Raw genomic sequence first — 23,419 nt, forward strand, 5'->3', positions numbered from 1 at the left:
CGTTCAGGCGATGGCGGCCTGCTTGTGCTGCACCGGGTGGCTCTTTTTGAGCAGGTCCGAGACGAGGAAGGCGAGCTCGATCGCCTGATCGGCGTTGAGGCGCGGGTCGCAATGGGTGTGGTAGCGGTCCTGCAGGTCTTCCGCCGTGATGGCGCGGGCGCCGCCTGTGCATTCGGTGACGTTCTTGCCGGTCATCTCCACATGGATGCCGCCCGGATGCGTGCCTTCGGCGCGGTGCACCTCGAAAAAGGTCTGCACTTCCTTGAGGATGCGGTCGAACGGCCGCGTCTTGTAGCCCGCCGCCTCGATCGTGTTGCCGTGCATCGGATCGGACGACCACACGACGTTGCGGCCTTCCTTCTTGACCGCACGCACCAGCTTCGGCAGGTGCTCGGCGACCTTGTCCGAGCCGAAGCGGGCGATCAGCGTCAGGCGGCCCGGCTCGTTGTCGGGATTGAGCAGGTCAATGAGTTCCATGAGGCCGTCCGGCGTTAGCGACGGGCCGCATTTCAGGCCGAGCGGATTCTTGATGCCGCGGCAATATTCGATATGTGCGTGATCCGGCTGGCGGGTGCGGTCGCCGATCCAGATCATATGGCCCGAGGTCGCGTACCAGTCGCCGGAGGTCGAATCGACGCGCGTCAGCGCTTCCTCATAGCCGAGCAGCAGCGCCTCGTGGCTGGTGTAGAAATCCGTCTCGCGCAGCGCGAAATTGGTTTCCGAGGTGATGCCGACCGCGCGCATGAACTCCATCGTCTCGGTGATGCGGTTGGCGAGCGCACCGTATTTCTCGCCCTGCGGGCTGTCGGCGACGAAGCCCAGCATCCAGCGATGCACGTTCTCCAGGCTGGCATAGCCGCCCTGCGCGAAGGCGCGCAGAAGGTTGAGCGTCGCGGCCGACTGGCGGTAGGCCATCTCCTGCCGGGCAGGATCTGGGATGCGCGACTTGGCGTCGAACTCGATGCCGTTGATGATGTCGCCGCGATAGCTTGGCAGCGTCACGCCGGCCTTGGTCTCGTTGTCGGACGAGCGCGGCTTGGCGAACTGGCCGGCGACGCGGCCGACCTTCACCACCGGCTGCGCGCCGGCGAAGGTGAGCACCACCGACATCTGCAGGAAGACGCGGAAGAAGTCGCGTATGTTGTCGGCGCCATGCTCGGCGAAGCTCTCGGCGCAGTCGCCGCCCTGGAGCAGGAAGGCTTCGCCGGCGGCCACCGCCGCCAGTTGCTTCTTCAGCTTGCGCGCCTCACCGGCAAAAACCAGCGGCGGGAAGGTGGCAAGCTGCGCTTCCGTGGCCTTCAGAGCGGCAAGGTCCGGATACGCCGGGACCTGCTTGATCGGCTTTGCTCTCCACGAATTCGGCGACCATTTCGTCATCGCTGCACCCAAACGCCCTTTCGGAGCAACCCCGGGAAAACTGTGAAATTTCCGTCGGAATTGCGTCAAAACAAACCGGCGAACGCGCTTGCCCGCCATTCCAGCCTCGATACGAGGTCGCGGCTCCTTACACGAAGCCGATTGCCTATTCTAGCCGGGTTTTTCAGCAGTGGCGAATGGTTCCACCGCCTCGCTATGCCGTGTCCGCCAGCGCGAGCAGGAACAAGCCCAGCCCCAACAACAGGCAAGATGGGCTGTAAAGCAGGCTGTCGTATCTGGCGAAACGCGTGTTCCTGACCCGCTTGAACAGCCCGAAATATCGCGACCAGCTCAATGCCCGCAGGGTGAATACGGCCGCCCACAGGATGAGGGCCGTCTTCAGCAGCCAGTGCGGCAGCGGCAGGCGGATCAGGCCGGCGAAACCAAGAAGGAGAAGCAGGACCAGCGCCAGGACCAGACCGACCGCCAGGGCGCCGACGGCCGTCTCCTTCACCGCCGGGCCGCCGTCCTCGCGTTGAGGCAGCGAAACGCCGGCGCCGATGCGGCCGCCGAAGGCCCAGTAGACATGGAATCCGGCGCCAAGCATCAGCACGGCTGAACAGGCAGCTACAACCGCCGTTTCCATGCCTATCTGCCGGCGTCCTTCAGACGGCTGAGCTGGCGGCCAAGACCGCCCGTCAAATCGAGCGCGAGCATGCGAAGCAGCGCAATGGCGCTCCACAAGGGCCGGTTCCGCGAAAGGTTTGTTGCTGTTGTGCTCAAGCAGGGGATGGGTGAACAACGCCGCAAGGTAGAAGACGGGAATGATGACCAGAAAGGCCCACCACGTCACGAGGAAGGATGCCGCGACGCCGGCGATCGGCGCAAAGAAGAGGCCGAGGTAATGGATAAAGCGGGTTGAAGGTTTTGAATGGCCGGCAAGGTAACCGAGCCAGTATTCATCGAAAGTTTGCGGGTTCATAAGCAGCCCCTGCAGCAATGATTAGATTGGCCTATTGAACCTCTCAAGTACAAATACTGCAATGGTCATAATCGTCGCACGCCCTGCAAGTGCGCACGTTCTTTCGGGTGGGTTACTATTTCCTTGCGAGGGTGCGCCTGCCGCTGCAACAGGCCGCAAGCCTGGTTCACGTGCCTATGCGGCCTTGTCGACGAGCCGGGCTAGTTGCGTCATCACCACCGCCGATCCCGCCAGGCGTTTTTCGGCATTCGGCCAGTCGCGCATGAAGACGACGCTATGGTCGGCGCGGATCTTGGCCAGCGAGCCCTGCTCGCCGATGAACTTGACCAGCCCGACCGGATTGGGGAACTCGCGCTTGCGGAAATGGATGACGACGCCCTTGGGCCCGGCATCGAGCTTCTCGACATTGGCCTTGCGGCAGAGCGCCTTGATGAAGACGATCTTCAACAGATGCGTCACCTCTTCCGGCAGCGGCCCGAACCGGTCGATCAGCTCGGCGCCGAAGCCGTCGATCTCCTCGGTGGTTTCGAGATCGCCGAGGCGCCGGTAGAGCGCCATGCGAAGCTGCAGGTCCGGCACGTAGCTTTCCGGGATCATCACCGCGGTGCCGACCGCGATCTGCGGCGACCAGCCGCCGTCCTGCGCCTCGCCGGTATCCTTCACCTCGGCCACCGCCTCTTCCAGCATCTGCTGGTAGAGCTCGAAACCGACCTCCTTGATATGGCCCGACTGCTCTTCGCCCAAAAGATTGCCGGCGCCGCGGATGTCGAGGTCGTGGCTGGCGAGCTGGAAACCGGCGCCCAGCGTATCGAGCGACTGCAGCACCTTCAGCCGGCGCTCGGCCGTATCGGTGAGCTTGCGGTTGGCCGGCAGCGTGAACAGCGCATAGGCGCGCACCTTGGAACGGCCGACGCGGCCGCGCAGCTGGTAGAGTTGCGCCAGGCCGAACATGTCGGCGCGATGGACGATCAGCGTGTTGGCGGTCGGGATATCGAGCCCGGATTCGACGATGGTGGTCGACAGAAGCACGTCGTACTGGCCGTCGTAGAAGGCGTTCATGATGTCGTCGAGCTCGCCCGGCGGCATCTGGCCATGCGCCACCGCCACCTTCAGCTCCGGCACGGATTCCTTCAGGAAATCATGGATTTCCGAAAGGTCACTGATCCGCGGCACGACATAGAAGGAGTGGCCGCCGCGATAGCGCTCGCGCAGCAGCGTCTCGCGGATGACCAGCGGATCGAAGGGCGAGATGAACGTGCGCACCGCCATGCGGTCGACCGGCGGCGTCGCGATCAGCGACAGTTCGCGCACGCCAGTCAGCGCCAGTTGCAGCGTGCGCGGGATCGGCGTCGCCGACAGCGTCAGCACATGCACGTCGGACTTGAGGTCCTTCAGCCGTTCCTTGTGCTTGACGCCAAAGTGCTGCTCCTCGTCGATGATCAGCAGGCCGAGACGCTTGAACGAGATCGAAGACCCAAGCAGCGCATGCGTGCCGACGACGATGTCGACCGTGCCCTCGGCAATGCCCTTCTTGGTTTCCGCCAATTCTTTTGAGCCCACCAGGCGCGATGCCTGCGCGATGCGGATCGGCAGGCCCGAAAAGCGCTGCGAGAAGGTCTTGAAGTGCTGCCGCGACAACAGCGTCGTCGGCACCACGACCGCGACCTGGGACCCCTCCATGGCCGCGATGAAGGCGGCGCGCAACGCCACTTCCGTCTTGCCGAAGCCGACGTCGCCGCAGACCAGCCGATCCATCGGCTTGCCGGCGCCGAGATCATCCATGACGGAATCGATCGCCGTCTGTTGGTCGTCGGTCTCCTCATAGGGGAAACGCGCCGCGAACTCGCCATAAAGCCCTTCGGCCGGGATCATAGCGGGCGCTGCACGCATCTGCCGCTCGGCGGCGATGCGGATCAATTGCCCGGCCATGTCGAGCAGGCGCCGCTTCAACCGCGCCTTGCGCGCCTGCCAGGCGCCGCCACCCAGCTTGTCGAGCGTCGCTTCGGCCGAATCGGAGCCATAGCGCGACAGAAGTTCGATATTCTCGACCGGCAAGAACAACCGGTCGTCGCCGGCATAATGGATTTCGAGGCAGTCATGCGGCGCACCGACCGCTTCGATGGTGCGCAAGCCGATGAAGCGGCCGATGCCATGGTCGGCATGGACGACGATGTCGCCCGCCGACAGCGACGAGGCCTCGGCGATGAAGTCGGAAGCCTTCTTCTTGCGCTTCGAACGCCGGATCAGCCTGTCGCCGAGGATGTCCTGCTCGGCGACGACGACCATCTCGTCGGTCTCGAAACCGGATTCGAGCGGCAGCACGGCAAGACCCGCCTGCCCCGGTTCCAGTTTTTCAACGTCGGCAAGCGTCGCGAGCGGCTTCAGGTTGCCGAGGTGATGTTCGGCGAGGATCTGGCCAAGGCGGTCGAGCGAGCCTTCCGTCCAGCCGGCGACGATGACGCGGCGGCGCGCGGCGCGCTCGTCGGCAATGTGTTTTACGACGACGTCGAAGACATTGATGTTCGGGTCGGCGCGCTCCTCGGCAAAACTGCGGCCTTGACGCGAGCCGCCATGGAACACTTTTTTGCTCCCGACATCCGGCGCGTCGAAGACCGTGAAGTCGATGTCTTCGCGCGGACCGAGCGAAGTCTTGAGATTGTCCGGCGACAGATAAAGCAGGTCCGGAGCCACCGGCTTGTAGGGCACGGCGTCCTTCAGCGCGCTGTCGGCCTGTTTCCGGCGCGCCTCGTAGTGGTCGAGGATCAACGTGTGACGCTCGGCCAGCGCCTCATGCGCCAGATGATCGAAGACGACAGGCGCATCCGGCAGATAGTCGAACACCGTCTCCAGCCGCTCGTAGAAGAAGGGCAGCCAGTGCTCCATGCCGGCGAAGCGCCGGCCTTCGCTGACCGCCGCATAGAGCGCGTCGTCGCGCGAGGGTGCGCCGAAAGCCTCGATATAGGAGCGGCGGAAGCGGCTGATCGTTTCGGGCGTCAGCGCCACCTCGCTCATCGCCTGCAGCGACATCGACTTGCGCTGCCCGGTGGTGCGCTGTGTCGCCACGTCGAAGACGCGGATCGATTCCAGCGTGTCGCCGAAGAAATCGAGGCGCAGCGCCTCGCTCCAGCCCGGCGCGAAAAGGTCGAGAATGCCGCCGCGCACCGCGAATTCGCCAAGGCCGCGCACCGTCGGCACGCGCTCGAAGCCGGAGATCTCCAGCCGCGCGATCAGCGCGTTCATGTCGATCTGGTTGCCCGGCTTGGCATGGAAAGTCTGCGCTTGGATCAGCTCGGCCGGCGGGATGCGCTGCAACAGCGCATTGGCGGTGGTGAGGATCACCGCGCGATGCGGCTTCTTCGCCAGCGCGATCATGGCGGAAAGCGCGTCGAGCCGTCGCGCCGCGGCATCGGCGCCGGGCGAGACGCGGTCGTAAGGCAGGCAGTCCCATGCCGGCAGCTCCAGCACCGGCAGGCCGGGCGCGGCAAAGGCCAGCGCCTCGATGATCGCCGGCAGCCGCTGGCCGTCGCGCGCGACGAACAGCACCGGCTTGTCGGGCGCGATCTCCTGCGCCGTCTGCACCAGGGCGAAGGCTTCGTAGCCGTCGGCGACGCCGTCGACGATGAACTGGCCGGCGCGGCCCTTGGGCAGGCCAATGGAAGGAATGAGGCTCATGAATATGCGTTTTTCAAAATGTCATGGTCCGGCGCGACGCCAGGATCTTCCGCAGAACCGCGCAGTCGATACCCGGCGGAACCGGGCGTTCGCCGGTGACCATCGGCAGGAATTCGGTGTCGGGGATTTCGAGAAGCCTCTCATATTGGTCGATTTCATCGCCGGTCAAGGCACCGATCTCGGCGTCGGCGAAGGAACCGAGGATCAGGTCCATCTCGCGCATGCCGCGATGCCAGGATCGGAACAGAAGCTTGCGGCGGCGGGCGTCCAGCCCCTCGCTTGATCGCTGTGTTCCGGTCATGTCGCCGCATCCCTGTCCAAAGCGGCGCATATAGCGTGGATAGAGGGCGGTGTCAGCCTTTGCGCTGCCGCCGTCGCGACATAAGCTGACACGATGCGTCCCACCATTCTCGATCCCCTGTTCGTTCCGATTACCTCGCTTGCCGGCGTCGGCCCGAAAGTCGGTCTGCTGATCGAGCGTGTGGTGCCGGCCGATCTCGGCGACCGCGCCGCGCGCGCGGCCGACCTTCTGTTCGTTCTGCCCAACACGGTGATCGACCGCCGCAACCGGCCCGGCATCGCGCTTTCGGCCGAGGGCCAGATCGTCACGCTCGAAGTGCGCGTCGAGCGCCACCAGCCGCCGCCGCGCGGCAACAGGTCGGTGCCCTACCGGGTCTACGCCCATGACGACACCGGCGAGGTCGCGTTGACCTTCTTCCATGCCCATGCCGCCTATCTCGAAAAGGCAATGCCGGTCGGTGAGCATGTCGTCGTGTCCGGCCGCATGGAGTGGTTCAACGGCCGCCCGACCATGGTCCATCCAGATCATATCGCTTTGGTCAGCGAGGCCGACGGGCTGCCCCTGGTCGAGCCTGTCTATCCGCTGACCGCCGGGCTGTCGGCCAAGGTGCTTCGCCGGGCGATCGGCCAGGCGCTCGGCCGCCTGCCGGAATTGCCGGAATGGCAGGACGACGCCTTCATGCGGCGCCAGACCTTCCCCGCCTTTGGCGATTCGCTCGCCCGTGTCCACCATCCGGCGGATCCGATCGACGTCGCCGTCGAAGGCTCGGCCTGGCGGCGCCTTGCCTATGACGAATTGCTGGCCGGTCAGGTGTCGCTCGCGCTGGTGCGGGCAAAGGTGCGACGCCTGTCAGGACGGCCGCTGGTCGGCGACGGCAGCATCGTCGAGAAATTGCGCGCGGCCCTGCCCTACAAGCTCACACCCAGCCAGGAATTCGCGCTTGGCGAAATCAACGCAGATCTTGCCGATCCCGAACGCATGCTGCGCCTGCTGCAGGGCGATGTCGGCTCGGGCAAGACGGTGGTGGCGCTGCTTGCCATGGCGCGCGCGGTCGAGGCCGGCGGCCAGGCGGCGCTGATGGCGCCGACCGAAATCCTGGCGCGCCAGCATCTGGCGACCATCGCGCCGCTGGCGGAGAAAGTCGGCCTGCGCCTTGCCATCCTGACCGGGCGCGAAAAGGGCCGCGAACGCACGGAGACTCTTGCCGGTCTTGCCAGTGGCGCGATCGACATCGTCGTCGGCACGCATGCGCTGTTCCAGGAAAGCGTGACGTTCCATGATCTCGTGCTGGCCGTCGTCGACGAGCAGCACCGCTTCGGCGTCCACCAGCGCCTGGCCATCACCGCCAAGGGCGACGCGCCCGACATGCTGGTGATGACGGCCACACCCATCCCGCGCACGCTCGTGTTGACCGCCTTCGGCGACATGGACGTCTCGAAGCTGACCGAGAAGCCGGCCGGCCGGCAGCCGATCCGCACCGTGACCTTGCCGATGGAGCGGCTGGACGAACTGGTCGGACGCATGCGCGATGCGGTCGCCGAAGGCCAGAAGATCTATTGGATCTGTCCGCTGGTCGAGGAATCCGAAGAGATCAAGCTGATGTCGGCGGAGGACCGTTTCGCTTCGCTGAAACCGTTGTTCGGCGACCGGATCGGACTGGTGCACGGCCGCATGAAGGGTGCGGAGAAAGACGAAGCGATGCGCGCCTTCAAGCAGGGCGAAACGCGCATCCTGATCGCCACCACCGTCATCGAGGTCGGCGTCGACGTGCCCGACGCGACCATCATGGTCATCGAGCATGCCGAACGCTTCGGCCTTGCCCAATTGCACCAGTTGCGCGGCCGGGTCGGGCGCGGCGACAAGCCGTCCTCCTGCGTGCTGCTCTACAAGGAGCCGCTCGGCGAGACGGCCAAACGCCGGCTTTCGGTGATGCGCGAGACCGAGGACGGCTTCAAGATCGCCGAGGAAGACCTGAAACTGCGCGGCGAAGGCGAATTGTTGGGCACGAGGCAGTCCGGCACGCCCGGCTTCCAGGTGGCGCGGATCGAATTCCATGCCGATCTGCTGGAAGCGGCACGAGACGATGCGCGGCTGATCCTGTCGCGCGACCCGGAATTGCAGTCCGAGCGCGGCGAGGCGCTGCGCTTGCTGCTTTACCTGTTCGGCCGCGACGAGGCGGTGCGGCTGCTGCGCGCCGGCTGAGGGCCGAGCGGCGGATTGGCGAGCGGTCCTTCGACCGGTTCGCCATTCAGCGTCACCAGCTTGGCCTTGACCTCCGGCGCCACCATGCCGGCCGAGACGATCAGCTTGGCTCCGTCCTCGATCGACATGTCAAGCGGCACGATCTCCGATTTGTGCACATACATCAGGAAGCCGGTGGTCGGATTGGGCGTGCAAGGCATGAACACCGCGATCAGCGGATCGCCTTCCTGATCGAGCTTCTGATTGATCTCGGTCTCCTTCTCGCTGGCGACGAAGACCAGCGACCACACGCCCTTGCGCGGATATTCGACGAGGCCCACCTGACGGAACATGTCGCCCTTGTTCGACAGCACCGTCTCGAAAATCTGCTTCAGCGAGCCGTAGATGCCGCGCACCAGCGGCATGCGCCCAAGCAGCCGTTCGCCGAAATTGACGATGGCGCGGCCGACGATATTCGCCGTCAGGAAACCGATCAGCGTGATCAGCACCAGCGCCACGATCAGCCCGAAGCCCGGAACCGGAAACGGCAGATAGGTGTCGGGATTGTAGCGAACCGGAATGTAGGGCTTCACCCAGGAATCGACCCAACCGATCAGCGACCAGGCGATGTAGGCCGTGATCGCCAGCGGCGCGCAGACCACGAAGCCGGTCAGGAAATAGTTCCTCAGCCGGGTCATGCCAGAGGTCTTCAGGGCGTCGGACATGGGTTCACCGCGGCGCAGGTTGCAACGCTGAGATTAGTGAACCGCGAGCCGGTTTGGAACTGCGAAGTTTTTAAAGAGCGCTGGTCACGCCGCTGTATCCAGCGGCACGATCTTCTCGAGTTCCGATGCTATTTTGCTCGCTTCGATCTCCGACTCGTAGGCCTTCTGGAAGTTCATCCAGAACTCGGGCGTGGTGTTGAAGAACTTGGCGAAGCGAAGCGCCGTATCCGGAGTAAGACCGACCTCCTCCTTGACGATGCGCTCGATCCGGGTGCGCGGAAGATTAAGCTTCTTCGCAAGCACGCCGGCACTCATGCCGAGCGGCACCAGATACTCCTCGCGCAGGAATTCTCCGGGGTGGATGGGGCGTGCAAACTTGAGCATAACCCAGTATCCTCAAAGGTTAGGCGGGCGGCCCTCCTCGCGACATGTACCATGCTATGATAGAGAGCCAAGATCACAGCTCTTTACGTTCCAAACGGAAGCTGCTTCCGTTCACGATTAGCCGAAACATCCTTTCCTTCGTCATCCACGGGCGGAGCAAGGAGCGAAGCGACGCGCGTAGACCCGAGGATCCATTCCGTGACGTTTGCGGCGGATCAAATCATTGCAGAATTAGGCGCTACCACCCGTGCCGCGGAAAAGCTCGAACCACTCTGGATTAGCCTTCTCGATTAGTTCGATCTTCCATTGGCGCGGCCAGCGTTTCAGCGATGTCTCGCGTTGGATGGCGTCTCGGATGTCGAAATATTCCTCGTACCAGACCAGGCGTTGCACACCATAGCGCCCGGTAAAGCGCGAGCCTTCGCCGGTCTGTGCTCCGGCATCCGACGGCTAAGATCGTTTGTGACCCCGATGTAGATGGTGCCGCGCTTCTTGCTCGCAGTCATATAAACATAACCCGTCATGCATGAAGGATAACGGATGGATGATCACGCGACCATTCTGATGGGTTGCATTCTTTGGCTTGCGTCACGGAATGGATCCTCGGGTCTGCGCAGGAGCTTCGCTCCTGCTCCGCCCGTGGATGACGAAGTGGGGCCGTTGGCGTCATCCGCAACTTGCAACGGTAGCGAAACCTACTCCACCGTCACCGACTTCGCCAGATTGCGCGGCTGGTCGACGTCGGTACCCATGAAGACGGCGGTGAAATAGGCCAGCATCTGGATCGGCAGGGCGTAGATAATCGGCGAGATGATCTCCGGGACCTCGGGCAGGATGATCGTCTCCATCGTCTTGATGCCCGCCTGCGCCGCGCCGTTTTTGTCGGTGATCAGGATGATCTTGCCGCCGCGCGCCGCCACTTCCTGCATGTTCGAGACCGTCTTTTCGAAGATGCGGTCATGCGGCGCAATGACGATCACCGGCATGTTCTCGTCGATCAGCGCGATCGGCCCATGCTTCAGTTCGCCGCCGGCATAGCCTTCGGCGTGGATGTAGGAAATCTCCTTCAGCTTCAGCGCGCCTTCCATCGCCAGCGGGAAATTGGTGTCGCGGCCGAGATAGAGTACGTCCTTGTAGCGCGAGAGCTCGCGCGAGATCCGCTCGATCTGCTCGTCGAGCTTCAGCACCTGGGTGGCGAAGCGCGGCGCTTCGGAAAGCTCGCGCACCAGCCGCTTTTCCTCGTCGCGCGAGATCGTGCCGCGCGCCACGCCCGCGCGGACCGCGAGCGCAGCCAAGACGGATAGCTGGCAGGTGAAAGCCTTGGTCGAGGCGACGCCGATCTCCGGCCCGGCAAGTGTCGGCAGCACGACGTCGGATTCGCGAGCCATGGTCGATTCGCGCACATTGACCACCGCGCCGATCTTCATGCCGGCCTGGCGGCAATAGCGCAGCGAGGCCAGCGTGTCGGCCGTCTCACCAGACTGCGAGATGAAGAAGGCCGCGTCGTTGGCCGACAGCGGCATCTCGCGATAGCGGAATTCCGAGGCGACATCGATATCGATCGGCAGCCGTGCATAGCGCTCGAACCAGTATTTCGAGATCAGCCCGGCGAGATAGGCGGTGCCGCAGGCCGAGAGCGCCAGGCGGCCGATTTTGGCGAAGTCGAACGGTAGGTCGAGCGGCTTCGACACGCCCGAGACGAAATCCACGTAATGCGCCAGCGTGTGCGAGATCACCTCCGGCTGCTCATGGATTTCCTTTTCCATGAAATGCCGGCGGTTTCCCTTGTCGACCATGAAGCTGGTCGACAGCGATTGCTGGCGCTTGCGGTCGACCTTGTTGCCGTCGATGTCGTAGATCGCAACGCTTTCGCGGCGCACCACCGCCCAGTCGCCGTCCTCGAGATAGGTGATCGAGTTGGTGAAGGGCGCCAGCGCGATCGCGTCCGAGCCCAAAAACATCTCGCCATCGCCATGGCCGACGGCCAGAGGCGGACCATTGCGGGCGCCGACGATCAGGTCCTCGTCGCCCTTGAACATGATCGCCAGCGCGAACGCGCCGGAGAGCCGCTTCAGCGCCGCATACGCGGCTTCCACGGGCTTCAGCCCCTTGGCGAGCTCGCGCGCCACCAGATGCGCGACGACCTCCGTGTCGGTCTGCGAGGCGAAGCTGTAGCCGTCGCGCGTGAGCTCGTCGCGCAGCTCGGCGAAATTCTCGATGATGCCGTTGTGGACGATGGCGACGCCTTCGGAAAAATGCGGATGCGCGTTGGTCTCGTTGGGCACGCCATGCGTCGCCCAGCGCGTGTGGCCGATGCCGATCGTGCCGTCGAGCGGTTCGTCCTTCAGCCGGCGTTCGAGGTTGATCAGTTTGCCTTCGGCGCGGCGGCGGCCGAGCTCGCCCTTCTCGATGGTGGCGACACCGGCCGAGTCGTAGCCGCGATATTCAAGCCGCTTCAGCGCATCGACGATGAGCGGCGCGACTTGGCTTCGGCCGACGATTCCAACGATACCGCACATGGCGATTGCCCCCGATTCCGAGCGGAAAACCCGGCGTTATCTAGGGACTGCCGGCTTGCCGCGAAAGTCACTTTGCGTTTCGTTCCGTGTCAGCGGAACGGTTCTTTGCCAGTGCACAATGCCAGACTGCGCTTGCAATCCGGTTACCTGAACCGCTCGGGTTTTCAGGGCCCTGGTTTCCACTCGTTCATATCTGACCGAGTTGCAACCGCCTCCGCAAGGAAGCGCTGAAAATCATTCCGCCGCCTTCTTCCTCGCCGCGGCGGCCGAGGCGAAGCGCTCGCGCAGCTCCTTGCCCTTGCCGGGGATCGTCTTCTGGCGGGCGCGACCGAAGGCCAGCGCGTCGTCCGGCACGCTCTCGGTGATCACGCTGCCGGAGGCAATATAGCCGCCCTTGCCGATCGTGACAGGCGCCACCAGCGAGGAATTCGAGCCGACAAAGGCCCCCTCGCCGATGTCGGTGAAGAATTTCGAGTAGCCGTCATAATTGCAGGTGATGGTGCCCGCGCCGATGTTGGCCGCGGCACCCACGCGCGCGTCGCCGATATAGGTCAGGTGGTTGACCTTGGCGCCCTCCTCGATCGTCGCCTGCTTGACCTCGCAGAAATTACCGACCTTTGCCTTGTTTCGAAGATCGGCGCCGGGCCTGAGCCGCGCAAACGGCCCGACATCGCAGTTCGAGGCGATCGTCGCGCCCTCGATATGGCTGAAAGCGTGGATCTTGGCGCCCGACGCGATCCTGACGCCTGGGCCGAACCAGACATTCGGCTCGACGATCGTGTCGGCGCCGATTTCGGTATCGTGCGAGAAATAGACAGTTTCGGGCGCGATCAGCGTAACGCCGGAAAGCATGGCCTCGCGCCGCCGGCGCGCCTGCCAGATCGATTCCGCCTCGGCAAGCTCGGCCCGGTTGTTGATGCCGAGCGCGCTTTCGAAGCTGGCTTCCGTCGCCACCACATCGAGGCCTTCCGCGCTGGCGATCTCGACGATGTCGGTGAGGTAGAACTCGCCCTTGGCGTTCTTGTTGCCAACCTTGTCGAGCAGCCGCAGCGCATGCTTGCCCGCCACCGCCATCATGCCGGCATTGCAGAAGCCGATCTTCTTTTCCGCCTCGGAACAGTCCTTCTCCTCGCGGATGGCGACGAGCTTGCCGCCCTTTTCGATCAAACGGCCGTAGCCGGTCGGGCTTGGCGGACGAAAGCCGATGACGGCGACGGCAGCGCCCTCCGCCAACTTCTGCCGCGCAGCCGCCAGCGCGTGCGCATCGATCAACGGCGTGTCGCCGAACATGACGAGAATATCGTCATAACCCTTTGATATCGCTTCGCGAGCAGCAAGCACGGCATGCGCGGTGCCGAGCCGCTTCTCCTGCACGAACGTTTCCGCCTTGGGCGCGAATTGCTGCGCCGCCTTGCGCATCTCGTCGGCGCCGTGGCCGATCACCAGCGCCACGGCGGTCGCGCCAGCCCCTTCGGCGGCCCTCACCACGTGAGCCACCATCGGCAGCCCTGCAATCGCATGCAGCACCTTGGGCGTAGCGCTTTTCATGCGGGTGCCTTCGCCGGCGGCGAGGATGACGGACAGGCAGGATCTCTGGCTCATGTAGGGGCAACCGTATGAAAAGGTTTGGAATCAAGGCACATTTAGCATTGGCGCTATGCTGCACCAATGCGGTTAAATTCCGGTGAGATGGTGGAGCGGCTGACTCTTAATCAGCTGGTCCACGACCAAATCCGACGGGCAGAGCTTACAACAGCCCGTGCTTGTTGAATTCCGCCTGCTCGTCACCGGCGATCCAGCCAAACACCTTCAGGCTGCCTTCGCGCCTTTCGACGAGATAATCGACTTCGAAATCGATGGTCACGAGCCTTTTGTCCTTGCGTTCGTATTCGCCCGACCATTCTACCTTGGCCACGCAACGGTCCTGATCGATGGCCGTCACCGAGACATCCTTGCAGGTCATCGTCTTGCTGCCCATCGCCCGATAGGCTTCAAAACCCTTCCTCATCGTATCTTGAAATTTCTTGCCGTTCTCGCCGACCATGACGCCAGCCGGGGTGACCGAGACAAATCCGGTCGAATACATCGCTCCAAAATCGTCCATGTCGACATTGCCGGCGATCGCGTCGTTGTAGACCTTCTCGTAGGTCTTGAAGAACTTTTGCACGTCCGCCTTGGCTACCATTATCGCCTCGCTATCGGTGTTGTGCTTGCGATTCGGCAGCGTCGGCTTTTCGGCATCGTTCCGATCTGGGTATCAAGCCAACCGCCCACGCACAAAATTTTCCAACAGTTTCTCAGTGGTCCTTGGTATTGCAGAAATTTCGGGAAAAAGTTTGTGTTAGATACCGTCGTCATCATCATCTGGCCGCCCCGTTTATGGCGCCGGCGTGCACTGAAGGAAAGGCTTCAGATGTTGAGCCACGGCTTTGAAGCTTTCGCCGTGTTTATATTTTTCATTTTCATATCGATCTGTGCGGGCACGGCTCGGGCCGATTACACCACTCCGCATGTCGAGGTTGTTTGCCAACCCGGCGGTAACGTCGCGCTGATCCGCTTTACGCTGACGATTGACGAAGATCCGGTCGGGTATCGCCGACTGCCCACCAGCGTCGATCAGGGATTATCGGCGACGCCTACCACGGGTCGATCGAATTGCACCATGGTCAATGGCTGGACGATCCGCCTCCGTGATGGGCAAGACCAGGCTTTTGGGTATGGTCAGGGCGGCGCCGATCCGCCAGCCTTCTTCAGCCTTTGGATTGCGAAGCGAAAGATTTTTTCGCGCAAAGAGTGGAAGCCTGGCTACGCGACGGACAAAAAGCGCTGGCTGATCGGGATGGTGATCAGGCCGGATCGGCTTAGCTATTGTCATGTCGCCGGAGACGAGGCGCCGGACAAGGGACCCATTGTCTGCCTGGATGAGCCTTTCCAACTGAACCGGTACAAGGTCGATCGCGTCGAATATGCGCCGCCGGGTCGCCGGCCACCAGTTGGCACCATATTGCTGGCGCATGGAACGACTGAGCTGCGTCTTTGTCGAAAATTCCTGCATCTTCGACAGGGAGGATTTGAGAACGTCAGCACCTCCACGAACGACAACGCCAACGTCTTTCCCACGGACACCGCGCAGCAAGATCTCGACATCAAGGTGGCGACGATCGAGGTCTCGCCCGGCGTGCGTCGCAAGCTTGTCCGCTGGAGTGGAACCAATCATTATTTCGACGGCGATGTCATGCTCTTGGCGCCGCTCGCAGCTGATCCATCGACAGTCCTGAAAGAGAGTATGCTTGACGACGGCGACACGTTTTCGGACGAATTGCCCTCGGGATGGAGCGTCATATCAGGCCAACTCCCCCGCCTCTACCCGAATGTAAGCCGGCGCTACGTGCACTTCGATACGCAGCGGATCGATGGACGGCTTTACTTGCTGGCCCAACCTTCCAACCGGGACCAGCGCCCCACCGCTGTCCTCGTCCGGCCGCTTGCTGATGGGTTCAAGACCATTTGCGTTTTCCAGCGTGTCGAGCCTCATTTCTGACGACTCACAAAACGGGCGCCGGACCGCTACCCCAGCCGTCCCAGCACCGGAAAATTCTCCAGCAGCCAATACGACGCGCTCTGCACGCCGCCGGTCAGGAAGAACACGCCGGCGACGACCAGCAGCGCGCCGATCGCCTTTTCCACACGGCCGAGATGGACGCGGAATTTGCCGAGGAAACGCATGAAGGCACCGGAAAACAGCGCTGCGATCAGGAACGGGATGCCTAGACCCAGCGAATAGGCGGCAAGCAGCAGCGCGCCCTCGCCAACGGTCTCGCGCCCGCCGGCCAAAGTCAGGATCGGCCCCAGCACCGGGCCGATGCAAGGCGTCCAGCCGAAGGCGAAGGCCAGCCCCATGACATAGGCCGCGATCATGCTGGCAGGCTTGCCCTGCGACTGGAAGCGCGCCTCGCGCGACAGGAGCGGAATGCGCAGGATGCCGAGGAAGTTGAGGCCCATGATGATGATCAGCACGCCCGCCGCCATCGCCAGCGGCTCCTGCCAGACGCGCAGCAGGCGGCCGATGGTCGAGGCGCCGGCCCCGAGCGCCACGAAGACGGAGGAAAAGCCGAGCACGAAGGCGAGCGAAGCGTAGAGCAGCGCGCCACGCGCGCCTTCCTTTGCCGTCACGCTTTGGTTGCCGCGGAAATCGTCGACCGAAACGCCGGCCATGTAGCAGAGATAGGGCGGCACCAGCGGCAGCACACAAGGCGACAGGAAAGAGATCGCCCCTGCTCCGACCGCGCTGACATAGCCGATGTCCAATGCCATCCAATGAGTCCCGATTGTGCTGGCGTCGATATAGCGATGCAGGCGCGCGCCTGCCAATCACCATTGTGTGGCACGTCGCCGCTTCGCCAAGGAAGAAATAGCCGCGCCAATGCGTTGTCGGAATAGGCGTGCGATTGCCGTGCGCTCGTTCTCAGGGAGATTGTCATGAAATCGATCGCACTCGGGTTTGCCGCCCTTCTGCTCGGCACCGCAGCGTCCCATGCCGCCGAAGCATGGAAGGAAGCTGAAGTCGGCGGCAAGAAGATCTATACCGACGCCAAAGGCATGACGCTTTACACGTTCGACAAGGACAAGAAGGGCAAATCCAGCTGCTACGACAAATGCGCCGCCAACTGGCCGCCGCTGAAGGCCGAGGCCGGCGCCAAGACCGACGATGAATGGACGATCGTCGACCGCACCGACGGCAGCAAGATGTGGGCCTATGACGGCAAGCCGGTCTATACCTTCGTCAAGGACAAGAAGGCCGGCGACATGACCGGCGAAGGCGTTGCCGGCGCCTGGCACGTCGTCAAGGCAGATTGAGGCAACGCTGTTGAATGCTCCGGTTGCCGGCTCCCTTGATCCGGCAGCCGGTCCTCTTTTACCGGTCGCCCGCCCGGTTTGAGGCGTGCATGCATCCATCCCCAAAAATGTGATCTTTGCCATACACTCTTAGAGTGTATTGCCGGCGGCCGCTTCCCAAATTGGCCGCCTCCCCTTGACCGATTGCAAAAGCACGGCCATGTGAGCGACGAAAAGAGTGGGATTTCGTCGTGCGTCGCGGAGTTCTTCCGCCACCTCACAGCTGATTAAGAGACCTCATGGACGTCGTCGTCGTCGAATCGCCGGCCAAGGCGAAGACAATCAACAAATATCTCGGCAAGAACTATAAGGTCCTGGCCTCCTTCGGCCATGTCCGCGATCTGCCGGCCAAGGACGGCTCGGTGCGGCCCGACGAGGACTTCGCCATGTCCTGGTCGGTCGACACCGCGTCCGGCAAGCGCCTCGCCGACATCGCCAAGGCGGTCAAGGATGCCGATGGGCTGATCCTCGCCACCGACCCGGATCGCGAGGGCGAAGCGATTTCCTGGCATGTGCTGGAAGTCCTGAAGCAGAAGCGCGCGCTGAAGGACAAGCCGGTCAGCCGCGTCGTCTTCAACGCCATCACCAAGGCCTCGGTGCTCGATGCCATGGCCAATCCGCGCCAGATCGACGCGCCGCTGGTCGACGCCTATCTCGCCCGCCGTGCGCTCGATTATCTCGTCGGCTTCACGCTCTCGCCGGTGCTGTGGCGCAAGCTGCCGGGCGCCCGCTCGGCCGGCCGCGTCCAGTCGGTGGCGCTGCGCCTGGTTTGCGACCGCGAATCCGAGATCGAACGCTTCATCCGCGAGGAATACTGGCAGATCGCTGCCATCCTCGACACGCCGCGCAAGGACAGTTTCGAAGCGCGGCTGACCGCCTTTGCCGGCAAGAGGCTGCAGAAGCTCGACATCGCCAACAAGGCTCAGGCCGACGACATCAAGGCGATGCTGGAAGGCGCGACCTTCAAGGCGCTGTCGGTCGAGGCCAAGCCGACAAAACGCAATCCCGGCCCGCCCTTCACCACCTCGACGCTGCAGCAGGCCGCCTCCTCCGGGCTCGGCTTCTCGGCCACGCGCACCATGCAGGTGGCGCAAAAGCTCTATGAAGGCATGGATGTCGGCGGCGAGACCGCCGGCCTCATCACCTATATGCGAACCGACGGCGTGCAGATGGCGCCCGAGGCGATCGAGGCTGCCCGCAGCGCCATCGTCAGCGAGTTCGGCGCGAAATACCTGCCGGAAAAGCCGCGTTACTACACCACCAAGGCCAAGAACGCCCAGGAAGCGCACGAGGCGATCCGCCCGACCGATTTCAACCGCACGCCTCAATCGGTCAGGCAGTATCTCGATGCCGACCAGGCCCGCCTCTATGAGCTGATCTGGAAGCGCGCCATCGCCAGCCAGATGCAGCCGGCCGAGATCGAACGCACCACGGTCGAGATCGAGGCGGTCAACGGCGCTCGCACTGCCGAGCTTCGCGCCGTCGGTTCGGTTATCCGCTTCGACGGCTTCATCGCCGCCTATACCGACCAGAAGGACGAGGACGCGGAGGACGAGGAGAGCCGCCGTCTGCCCGAGATCCGCTCCGGCGAGCAGCTCGCCCGCCAGGCGATCAACGCCACCCAGCACACCACCGAGCCGCCGCCGCGCTACTCCGAGGCGTCGCTGATCAAGAAGCTGGAAGAGCTCGGCATCGGCCGGCCGTCGACCTACACCGCGATTCTGAAGACGCTCGAGGATCGCGACTACGTCACCATCGACCGGCGCCGGCTGGTGCCGCAGGCCAAGGGCCGGCTGCTCTCTGCCTTCCTCGAAAGCTTCTTCGAGCGTTATGTCGAGTATGATTTCACCGCTTCGCTCGAGGAAAAGCTCGACGAGATTTCCGACGGCAAGCTCGCCTGGAAGGACGTGCTGCGCGACTTCTGGAAGGATTTCTCCGGCGCGGTGGACGACATCAAGGAACTGCGCGTCACGGACGTGCTCGATGCGCTCAACGAAGAACTGGCGCCGCTTGTCTTCCCGGAACGCGAGGACGGCTCCAACCCGCGCATTTGCCCGAAATGCGGCTCAGGCAACCTCTCGCTGAAACTCGGCAAATTCGGCGCCTTCGTCGGTTGCTCGAACTATCCGGAGTGTTCCTACACCCGCCAGCTCGGCGACGCCGCCAATCCCAACGGCGAGAACGGCAATGGGGAGGACGGCGTCAAGCTGCTCGGCAAGGATCCTTACACCGCCGAGGAAATCACGCTGAGGAGCGGCCGTTTCGGCCCCTATATCCAGCGCGGCGAAGGCAAGGAGGCCAAGCGCTCGAGCCTGCCCAAGGGCTGGACGCCCGAGTCGATCGACCACGAAAAGGCGCTGGCGCTGCTGGCCCTGCCGCGTGACGTCGGAAAACATCCCGAATCTGGCAAGATGATCTCGGCCGGTCTCGGACGCTACGGCCCGTTCGTGCTGCATGACGGCACCTATGCCAATCTGGAAAGCATCGAGGACGTGTTCTCGATCGGCCTCAACCGCGCCGTCTCGGTAATCGCCGAGAAACAGCAGAAGGGCAAGGGCGGCCGCAATGGCGGCACCGCCGCGGCGCTCAAGGAGCTTGGCGACCATCCCGATGGCGGCGGCAAGATCGTCGTGCGCGACGGCAAATACGGGCCCTATGTCAACTACGGCAAGGTCAATGCGACGCTGCCCAAGGGCAAGGATCCGCAATCGGTGACGATGGAAGAGGCGCTCACCCTGATTGCCGAAAGAGAGGCCAAGGGCGGAGGCGGCAAAAAGCTCTTCCGCAGGGCGGCGAAGAAGGGGTAGCGGGACGTGGCGCGCAGGATCTCCGGAAGAAGCCACGGCGATCCGCGCCACGCCGACACCAGGGCCAAGGTCAAAGACGACTATCGACCTTCTCGCGACGAAATCCTGCGCTACATCGCCGAAAATCCCGACCGCTCCGGCAAGCGCGAGATCGCCAAGGCCTTCGCGCTGCGTGGCGAGGACCGCATCTGGCTGAAAGACCTGTTGCGCGACCTGCAGGACGAGGGCCTCCTTAACAAGGAGCGCAAGCGCCTCACCCGCGCGGGCGCCGTGCCTCATGTCGCGGTGCTCGACATTTTCGGCCGCGACGACGACGGCATGCTTCTGGCGCATCCGAACGAATACACTGGCAACGGCTCGCCGCCGGTCATCGCCATTCGCATTTCGCGCGGCGCCAACGGCCCGGTGCCCGGCATCGGCGATCGTGTGCTCGCAAAAACCTTCCCGACCGACGATCCCTCAGGCCCCGCCTATACCGGGCGGGTGATGAAGATCTTCGAGAAGCGCAGCGATGCGGTGCTCGGCGTCTTCCGCGTACTGAAGGATGGCACGTTGCGCATCGAGCCGGTCGAACGGCGCCAGCCAGAGCTGATCGTCGACAAGGAATTCCAGAACGGCGCCAGGAACGGCGACCTCGTCGAGGTCGAGCCGGCGCGCGCATCCCGTTACGGACTGCCCAGGGCGAAAGTGTTGGCGGTGCTGGGATCGCTGAGCAGCGAGAAGGCTGTCTCGATGATCGCCATCCACGCCCACGACATTCCCCATGTCTTTCCGGCGGACGTGATTGCCGAGGCCGAAGCGGTGAAGCCGGCGACGCTCGATCACCGCGAGGATTGGCGCAACCTGCCGCTGGTGACCATCGATCCGGCCGACGCGAAGGACCATGACGACGCCGTCTTCGCCACGCCCGACGCGGACGAGAAGAATCCCGGAGGCGTCGTCGTCACGGTGGCGATCGCCGATGTCGCCGCCTATGTGCGCTATGGCACGCCGCTCGACCGCGAAGCCTTGAAGCGCGGCAATTCGGTCTATTTTCCGGACCGCGTCGTGCCGATGCTGCCCGAACGCATCTCCAACGATCTCTGCTCGCTGCGCGAAGGCGAGGACAGGCCGGCCATCGCCGTGCGCATGACCTTCTCCTCGGAAGGCCGCAAGCTCAGGCACTCCTTCCACCGCGTCATGATGAAGTCGGCCGCCAAGCTCTCCTACCCGCAGGCGCAGGCCGCGATCGACGGGGTACCCGACGACAAGACGCGGCCGATCCTCGATGGCGTGCTGAAGCCGCTCTGGGACGCCTACGCGGTGCTAAAGCGCGGCCGCGACGCCCGCCAGCCGCTGGAGCTCGACCTGCCGGAGCGCAAGATCCTGTTGAAGCCCGACGGCACGGTTGACCGGGTCACCGTGCCGGAGCGACTCGATGCGCATAAGCTGATCGAAGAGTTCATGATCCAGGCCAATGTTGCCGCCGCCGAAACCCTGGAGGGCAGGAAAGAGCCGCTCGTCTATCGCATCCATGACGCGCCGTCGCTCGCCAAGCAGGAATCGCTGCGCGAGTTCCTGCAAACGCTCAGCCTGTCCTTGGCGCGCGGCGCGCAGATGCGGCCTAGCCAATTCAACGGCATCCTGGAGCGGGTGCGCGGCGCCGACAACGAGGCGCTGGTCAACGAAGTGGTGCTGCGCTCGCAGAGCCAGGCCGAGTATTCGCCGAAGAATATCGGCCATTTCGGCCTCAACCTCAGGCGCTACGCGCATTTCACCTCGCCGATCCGCCGCTATGCCGATCTGATCGTGCACCGCGGATTGATCGCGGCGCTTGATCTGGGTCCCGGCGGCTTGACGCAGCAGGAGGCGGACAGGCTGGAAGAGGCCGCCGCGCTGATCTCGGCCACGGAACGCCGCGCCATGGCCGCCGAGCGCGATACGGTCGACCGGCTGATCGCCGCCTATCTCGCCGAGCGCGTCAACGACACGTTCGACGCGCGCATCTCCGGCGTCACCAAGGCGGGGCTCTTTGTCCAATTGCCGCAGTACGGCGCCGACGGCTTTATTCCGGTGTCAACTCTGGGCGGCGACTACTATATCTATGACGAAACCGCCCGATCGCTGTTCGGGGAACGCACCGGCAAAGGCTATCAGCTTGCCGACCGCGTCGAAGTCCGGTTGATCGAGGTCGCGCCGATGGCCGGTGCGATGCGTTTCGAGATGCTGACCGACCCGAAGCCCCTGCCCGGCTCAAAGCGGTCGTTCCACAAGGCCAAAGGCCGCGCCCGCGCGTCGCAATCGCGCGTCGGTCCGCGCGGCAGGAGAAGATGATGCCAGGCGATTTGCGGGTGGAAGAACAGGTTTTCGGCGGCGAGCACCACTCAGGCCGCGTCGCGCGTCCGCTGTGGACGGCGATCAAGCGCGGGATGCTCGGCCGTTGCCCGCATTGCGGCAAGGGAAAGCTGTTCCACGCTTTCGTGAAGCCCGTGGACAAGTGCGAGGTCTGCGGCGAGGAACTGCACCACCATCGCGCGGACGACCTGCCTGCCTATCTGGTCATCGTCATCGTCGGCCATATCGTGGTTGGCTCGTTCATGGCGGTGGAGGCCGCCACCACGCTCTCGACCTGGCAGCACGCGCTGATCTGGGTGCCGTTGACCATCATTCTCGCGCTCGTGCTGTTGCAGCCGGTCAAGGGCGCCGTCATCGGCCTGCAATGGGCGCTTTATATGCACGGCTTCGGCGACGAGAAAGACGAATTCGAGAGCCATTGATAAGCCAGGTCGCGCCGCTGCCGGCCCTGGTGCAAAGGCCGCGACGCGCAAGCCACTTTCGCATCCGGGAAGTTTCCGCTAGGTCGAGCGCATGGAACGAATGACCAAGGCGGATGTCGACAAGCTCGATAAGGGCCTGGCCGTGCGCAACGGCCGGGCACTGCGTCCGCGCGATGCCGCGACCCTCATTCTGCTCGATCGCCGGGGCAAGGACGTTCTGGTGCTGATGGGCCGGCGCCATGCCGGGCACGCCTTCATGCCCGGGAAATTCGTCTTCCCCGGCGGCCGCACCGATCCCGCCGACAGCCGCATTCCCGTCGCCGCCCCTCTGCCCGATGAGGAAGAAAGTAGGTTGGTCTCAGGCCCTGGCCGCGCGAGCGCGACGCGGGCGCGCGCAATCGCCCTGTCGGCGATTCGCGAGACCTATGAGGAAGCCGGCCTGCTGATCGGCCGCAAGGGCGCCTTCTCGACCGCAAAGCGCGACTGGCAGGGTTTCGCCGAACATGGCGTGGTCCCCTCGCTGGACGTGCTCCGCTTCATCGCCCGCGCCATCACCCCGCCCAATCGCGTACGCCGTTTCGATACGCGTTTCTTCAGCGCCTGGCGCCACGACGTTGCCGTGGAATTGCCCGGCGGCGGTCCGACCAACGAGCTCGAAGAACTCGTCTGGCTGCCGCTTGCCGATGCCCGCAAGGCCGACATCCCCGACATCACCGGCATGATCCTGGAAGAACTGGAAGGTCGGCTTGCCGACGATCCCTTGCTGCGGCCGGGGGGCGCCGTGCCGTTCTTCCGGCTCGTCCGCAACCGCTTTGTCCGCGAAGTCCTTTAGAAGCAGAG

At 63.8% G+C, this 23,419-nt stretch carries 17 protein-coding genes and 1 pseudogene; 7 read left to right on the plus strand and 11 right to left on the minus strand.

Annotation, left to right across the window (positions count from 1 at the left end):
- Positions 1-3 precede the first annotated feature (3 nt).
- From FJ418_RS26415 to FJ418_RS26430, 4 genes are all read right to left on the minus strand, one after another.
- Positions 4-1,377 carry a 3-deoxy-7-phosphoheptulonate synthase class II gene (locus FJ418_RS26415; protein WP_140646160.1) on the minus strand — a complete coding sequence of 458 codons (1,374 nt, stop codon included), beginning with the start codon at positions 1,375-1,377 and terminating at the stop codon, positions 4-6.
- Between the two features lie 193 nt (positions 1,378-1,570).
- Positions 1,571-2,356, minus strand: coding sequence for a DUF3995 domain-containing protein (locus tag FJ418_RS26420; RefSeq protein WP_140870672.1), 786 nt, complete (start codon positions 2,354-2,356; stop codon positions 1,571-1,573).
- A gap of 156 nt (positions 2,357-2,512) precedes the next feature.
- Positions 2,513-6,010, minus strand: coding sequence for a transcription-repair coupling factor (mfd, locus tag FJ418_RS26425; RefSeq protein WP_140870675.1), 3,498 nt, complete (start codon positions 6,008-6,010; stop codon positions 2,513-2,515).
- Positions 6,011-6,023: 13 nt separating this feature from the next.
- Positions 6,024-6,311 carry a succinate dehydrogenase assembly factor 2 gene (locus tag FJ418_RS26430; protein WP_140830531.1) on the minus strand — a complete coding sequence of 96 codons (288 nt, stop codon included), beginning with the start codon at positions 6,309-6,311 and terminating at the stop codon, positions 6,024-6,026.
- Positions 6,312-6,404: 93 nt separating this feature from the next.
- On the opposite strand from FJ418_RS26430, the gene recG reads away from it, so the two are divergent.
- Positions 6,405-8,513, plus strand: coding sequence for an ATP-dependent DNA helicase RecG (recG, locus tag FJ418_RS26435; RefSeq protein ID WP_140870679.1), 2,109 nt, complete (start codon positions 6,405-6,407; stop codon positions 8,511-8,513).
- On the opposite strand, the gene FJ418_RS26440 is transcribed toward recG, so the two are convergent.
- From FJ418_RS26440 to FJ418_RS26465, 6 genes and pseudogenes are all read right to left on the minus strand, one after another.
- Complete coding sequence (locus FJ418_RS26440) at positions 8,465-9,217, minus strand: DUF502 domain-containing protein (protein ID WP_140870682.1); 753 nt, start codon at positions 9,215-9,217, stop codon at positions 8,465-8,467. The genes recG and FJ418_RS26440 overlap by 49 nt on opposite strands.
- An 84-nt stretch (positions 9,218-9,301) precedes the next feature.
- Positions 9,302-9,601 carry a HigA family addiction module antitoxin gene (locus tag FJ418_RS26445; RefSeq protein WP_140709641.1) on the minus strand — a complete coding sequence of 100 codons (300 nt, stop codon included), beginning with the start codon at positions 9,599-9,601 and terminating at the stop codon, positions 9,302-9,304.
- A 231-nt stretch (positions 9,602-9,832) separates the two neighbouring features.
- A pseudogene (locus FJ418_RS26450) lies at positions 9,833-10,125 on the minus strand (GIY-YIG nuclease family protein).
- A 171-nt stretch (positions 10,126-10,296) separates the two neighbouring features.
- Positions 10,297-12,120: a glutamine--fructose-6-phosphate transaminase (isomerizing) gene (gene glmS / locus FJ418_RS26455; RefSeq protein WP_140870686.1), complete on the minus strand. Its 1,824-nt coding sequence runs from the start codon at positions 12,118-12,120 to the stop codon at positions 10,297-10,299.
- A gap of 234 nt (positions 12,121-12,354) precedes the next feature.
- Positions 12,355-13,722, minus strand: a complete 1,368-nt coding sequence (gene glmU, locus FJ418_RS26460) for a bifunctional UDP-N-acetylglucosamine diphosphorylase/glucosamine-1-phosphate N-acetyltransferase GlmU (protein WP_140870690.1) — start codon at positions 13,720-13,722, stop codon at positions 12,355-12,357.
- A 145-nt stretch (positions 13,723-13,867) separates the two neighbouring features.
- Positions 13,868-14,305, minus strand: coding sequence for a nuclear transport factor 2 family protein (locus FJ418_RS26465; RefSeq protein WP_140646170.1), 438 nt, complete (start codon positions 14,303-14,305; stop codon positions 13,868-13,870).
- Here FJ418_RS26465 and FJ418_RS26470 point away from each other — a divergent pair.
- Entirely contained in the window at positions 14,282-15,661 is a 1,380-nt protein-coding gene (locus tag FJ418_RS26470; RefSeq protein ID WP_140870693.1) for a hypothetical protein, read from the plus strand. The two genes, FJ418_RS26465 and FJ418_RS26470, sit on opposite strands and share 24 nt — an antisense overlap.
- 26 nt (positions 15,662-15,687) lie before the next feature.
- Here FJ418_RS26470 and FJ418_RS26475 read toward each other — a convergent pair whose 3' ends face one another.
- Positions 15,688-16,434 (minus strand): cytochrome c biogenesis CcdA family protein, encoded by a 747-nt coding sequence (locus FJ418_RS26475; protein ID WP_140651167.1) that lies wholly within the window; start codon positions 16,432-16,434, stop codon positions 15,688-15,690.
- Between the two features lie 165 nt (positions 16,435-16,599).
- On the opposite strand from FJ418_RS26475, the gene FJ418_RS26480 reads away from it, so the two are divergent.
- The 5 genes from FJ418_RS26480 to FJ418_RS26500 all read left to right on the plus strand — a co-directional run bounded on the left by FJ418_RS26480 (position 16,600) and on the right by FJ418_RS26500 (position 23,411).
- Positions 16,600-16,977: a hypothetical protein gene (locus FJ418_RS26480; RefSeq protein ID WP_140870697.1), complete on the plus strand. Its 378-nt coding sequence runs from the start codon at positions 16,600-16,602 to the stop codon at positions 16,975-16,977.
- A 278-nt stretch (positions 16,978-17,255) separates the two neighbouring features.
- On the plus strand, positions 17,256-19,823 hold the full coding sequence (gene topA / locus FJ418_RS26485; protein ID WP_140870700.1) for a type I DNA topoisomerase: 2,568 nt from the start codon (positions 17,256-17,258) through the stop codon (positions 19,821-19,823).
- A 6-nt stretch (positions 19,824-19,829) separates the two neighbouring features.
- Positions 19,830-22,136 (plus strand): ribonuclease R, encoded by a 2,307-nt coding sequence (gene rnr / locus FJ418_RS26490; RefSeq protein WP_140870702.1) that lies wholly within the window; start codon positions 19,830-19,832, stop codon positions 22,134-22,136.
- The gene (locus tag FJ418_RS26495; protein ID WP_140646176.1) at positions 22,136-22,579 is read left to right on the plus strand and encodes a DUF983 domain-containing protein; all 444 of its coding nucleotides are present in this window, start codon (positions 22,136-22,138) and stop codon (positions 22,577-22,579) included. The genes rnr and FJ418_RS26495 overlap by 1 nt, the downstream gene beginning before the upstream one ends.
- A gap of 91 nt (positions 22,580-22,670) precedes the next feature.
- Complete coding sequence (locus FJ418_RS26500; RefSeq protein WP_140870705.1) at positions 22,671-23,411, plus strand: NUDIX hydrolase; 741 nt, start codon at positions 22,671-22,673, stop codon at positions 23,409-23,411.
- Positions 23,412-23,419 lie beyond the last annotated feature (8 nt).

The organism is Mesorhizobium sp. B2-8-3, from assembly GCF_006440815.1.
Lineage (GTDB): Bacteria > Pseudomonadota > Alphaproteobacteria > Rhizobiales > Rhizobiaceae > Mesorhizobium.

What these genes read in the sequence shown, in the direction of transcription:
- FJ418_RS26415 (WP_140646160.1), bottom strand. Translation starts at nt 1,377, where the DNA reads ATGACGAAATGGTCGCCGAATTCGTGGAGAGCAAAGCCGATCAAGCAG.
- mfd (WP_140870675.1), bottom strand. Translation starts at nt 6,010, where the DNA reads ATGAGCCTCATTCCTTCCATTGGCCTGCCCAAGGGCCGCGCCGGCCAG.
- FJ418_RS26430 (WP_140830531.1), bottom strand. Translation starts at nt 6,311, where the DNA reads ATGACCGGAACACAGCGATCAAGCGAGGGGCTGGACGCCCGCCGCCGC.
- recG (WP_140870679.1), top strand. Translation starts at nt 6,405, where the DNA reads ATGCGTCCCACCATTCTCGATCCCCTGTTCGTTCCGATTACCTCGCTT.
- FJ418_RS26440 (WP_140870682.1), bottom strand. Translation starts at nt 9,217, where the DNA reads ATGTCCGACGCCCTGAAGACCTCTGGCATGACCCGGCTGAGGAACTAT.
- FJ418_RS26445 (WP_140709641.1), bottom strand. Translation starts at nt 9,601, where the DNA reads ATGCTCAAGTTTGCACGCCCCATCCACCCCGGAGAATTCCTGCGCGAG.
- glmS (WP_140870686.1), bottom strand. Translation starts at nt 12,120, where the DNA reads ATGTGCGGTATCGTTGGAATCGTCGGCCGAAGCCAAGTCGCGCCGCTC.
- glmU (WP_140870690.1), bottom strand. Translation starts at nt 13,722, where the DNA reads ATGAGCCAGAGATCCTGCCTGTCCGTCATCCTCGCCGCCGGCGAAGGC.
- FJ418_RS26465 (WP_140646170.1), bottom strand. Translation starts at nt 14,305, where the DNA reads ATGGTAGCCAAGGCGGACGTGCAAAAGTTCTTCAAGACCTACGAGAAG.
- FJ418_RS26475 (WP_140651167.1), bottom strand. Translation starts at nt 16,434, where the DNA reads ATGGCATTGGACATCGGCTATGTCAGCGCGGTCGGAGCAGGGGCGATC.
- FJ418_RS26480 (WP_140870697.1), top strand. Translation starts at nt 16,600, where the DNA reads ATGAAATCGATCGCACTCGGGTTTGCCGCCCTTCTGCTCGGCACCGCA.
- topA (WP_140870700.1), top strand. Translation starts at nt 17,256, where the DNA reads ATGGACGTCGTCGTCGTCGAATCGCCGGCCAAGGCGAAGACAATCAAC.
- FJ418_RS26495 (WP_140646176.1), top strand. Translation starts at nt 22,136, where the DNA reads ATGCCAGGCGATTTGCGGGTGGAAGAACAGGTTTTCGGCGGCGAGCAC.
- FJ418_RS26500 (WP_140870705.1), top strand. Translation starts at nt 22,671, where the DNA reads ATGGAACGAATGACCAAGGCGGATGTCGACAAGCTCGATAAGGGCCTG.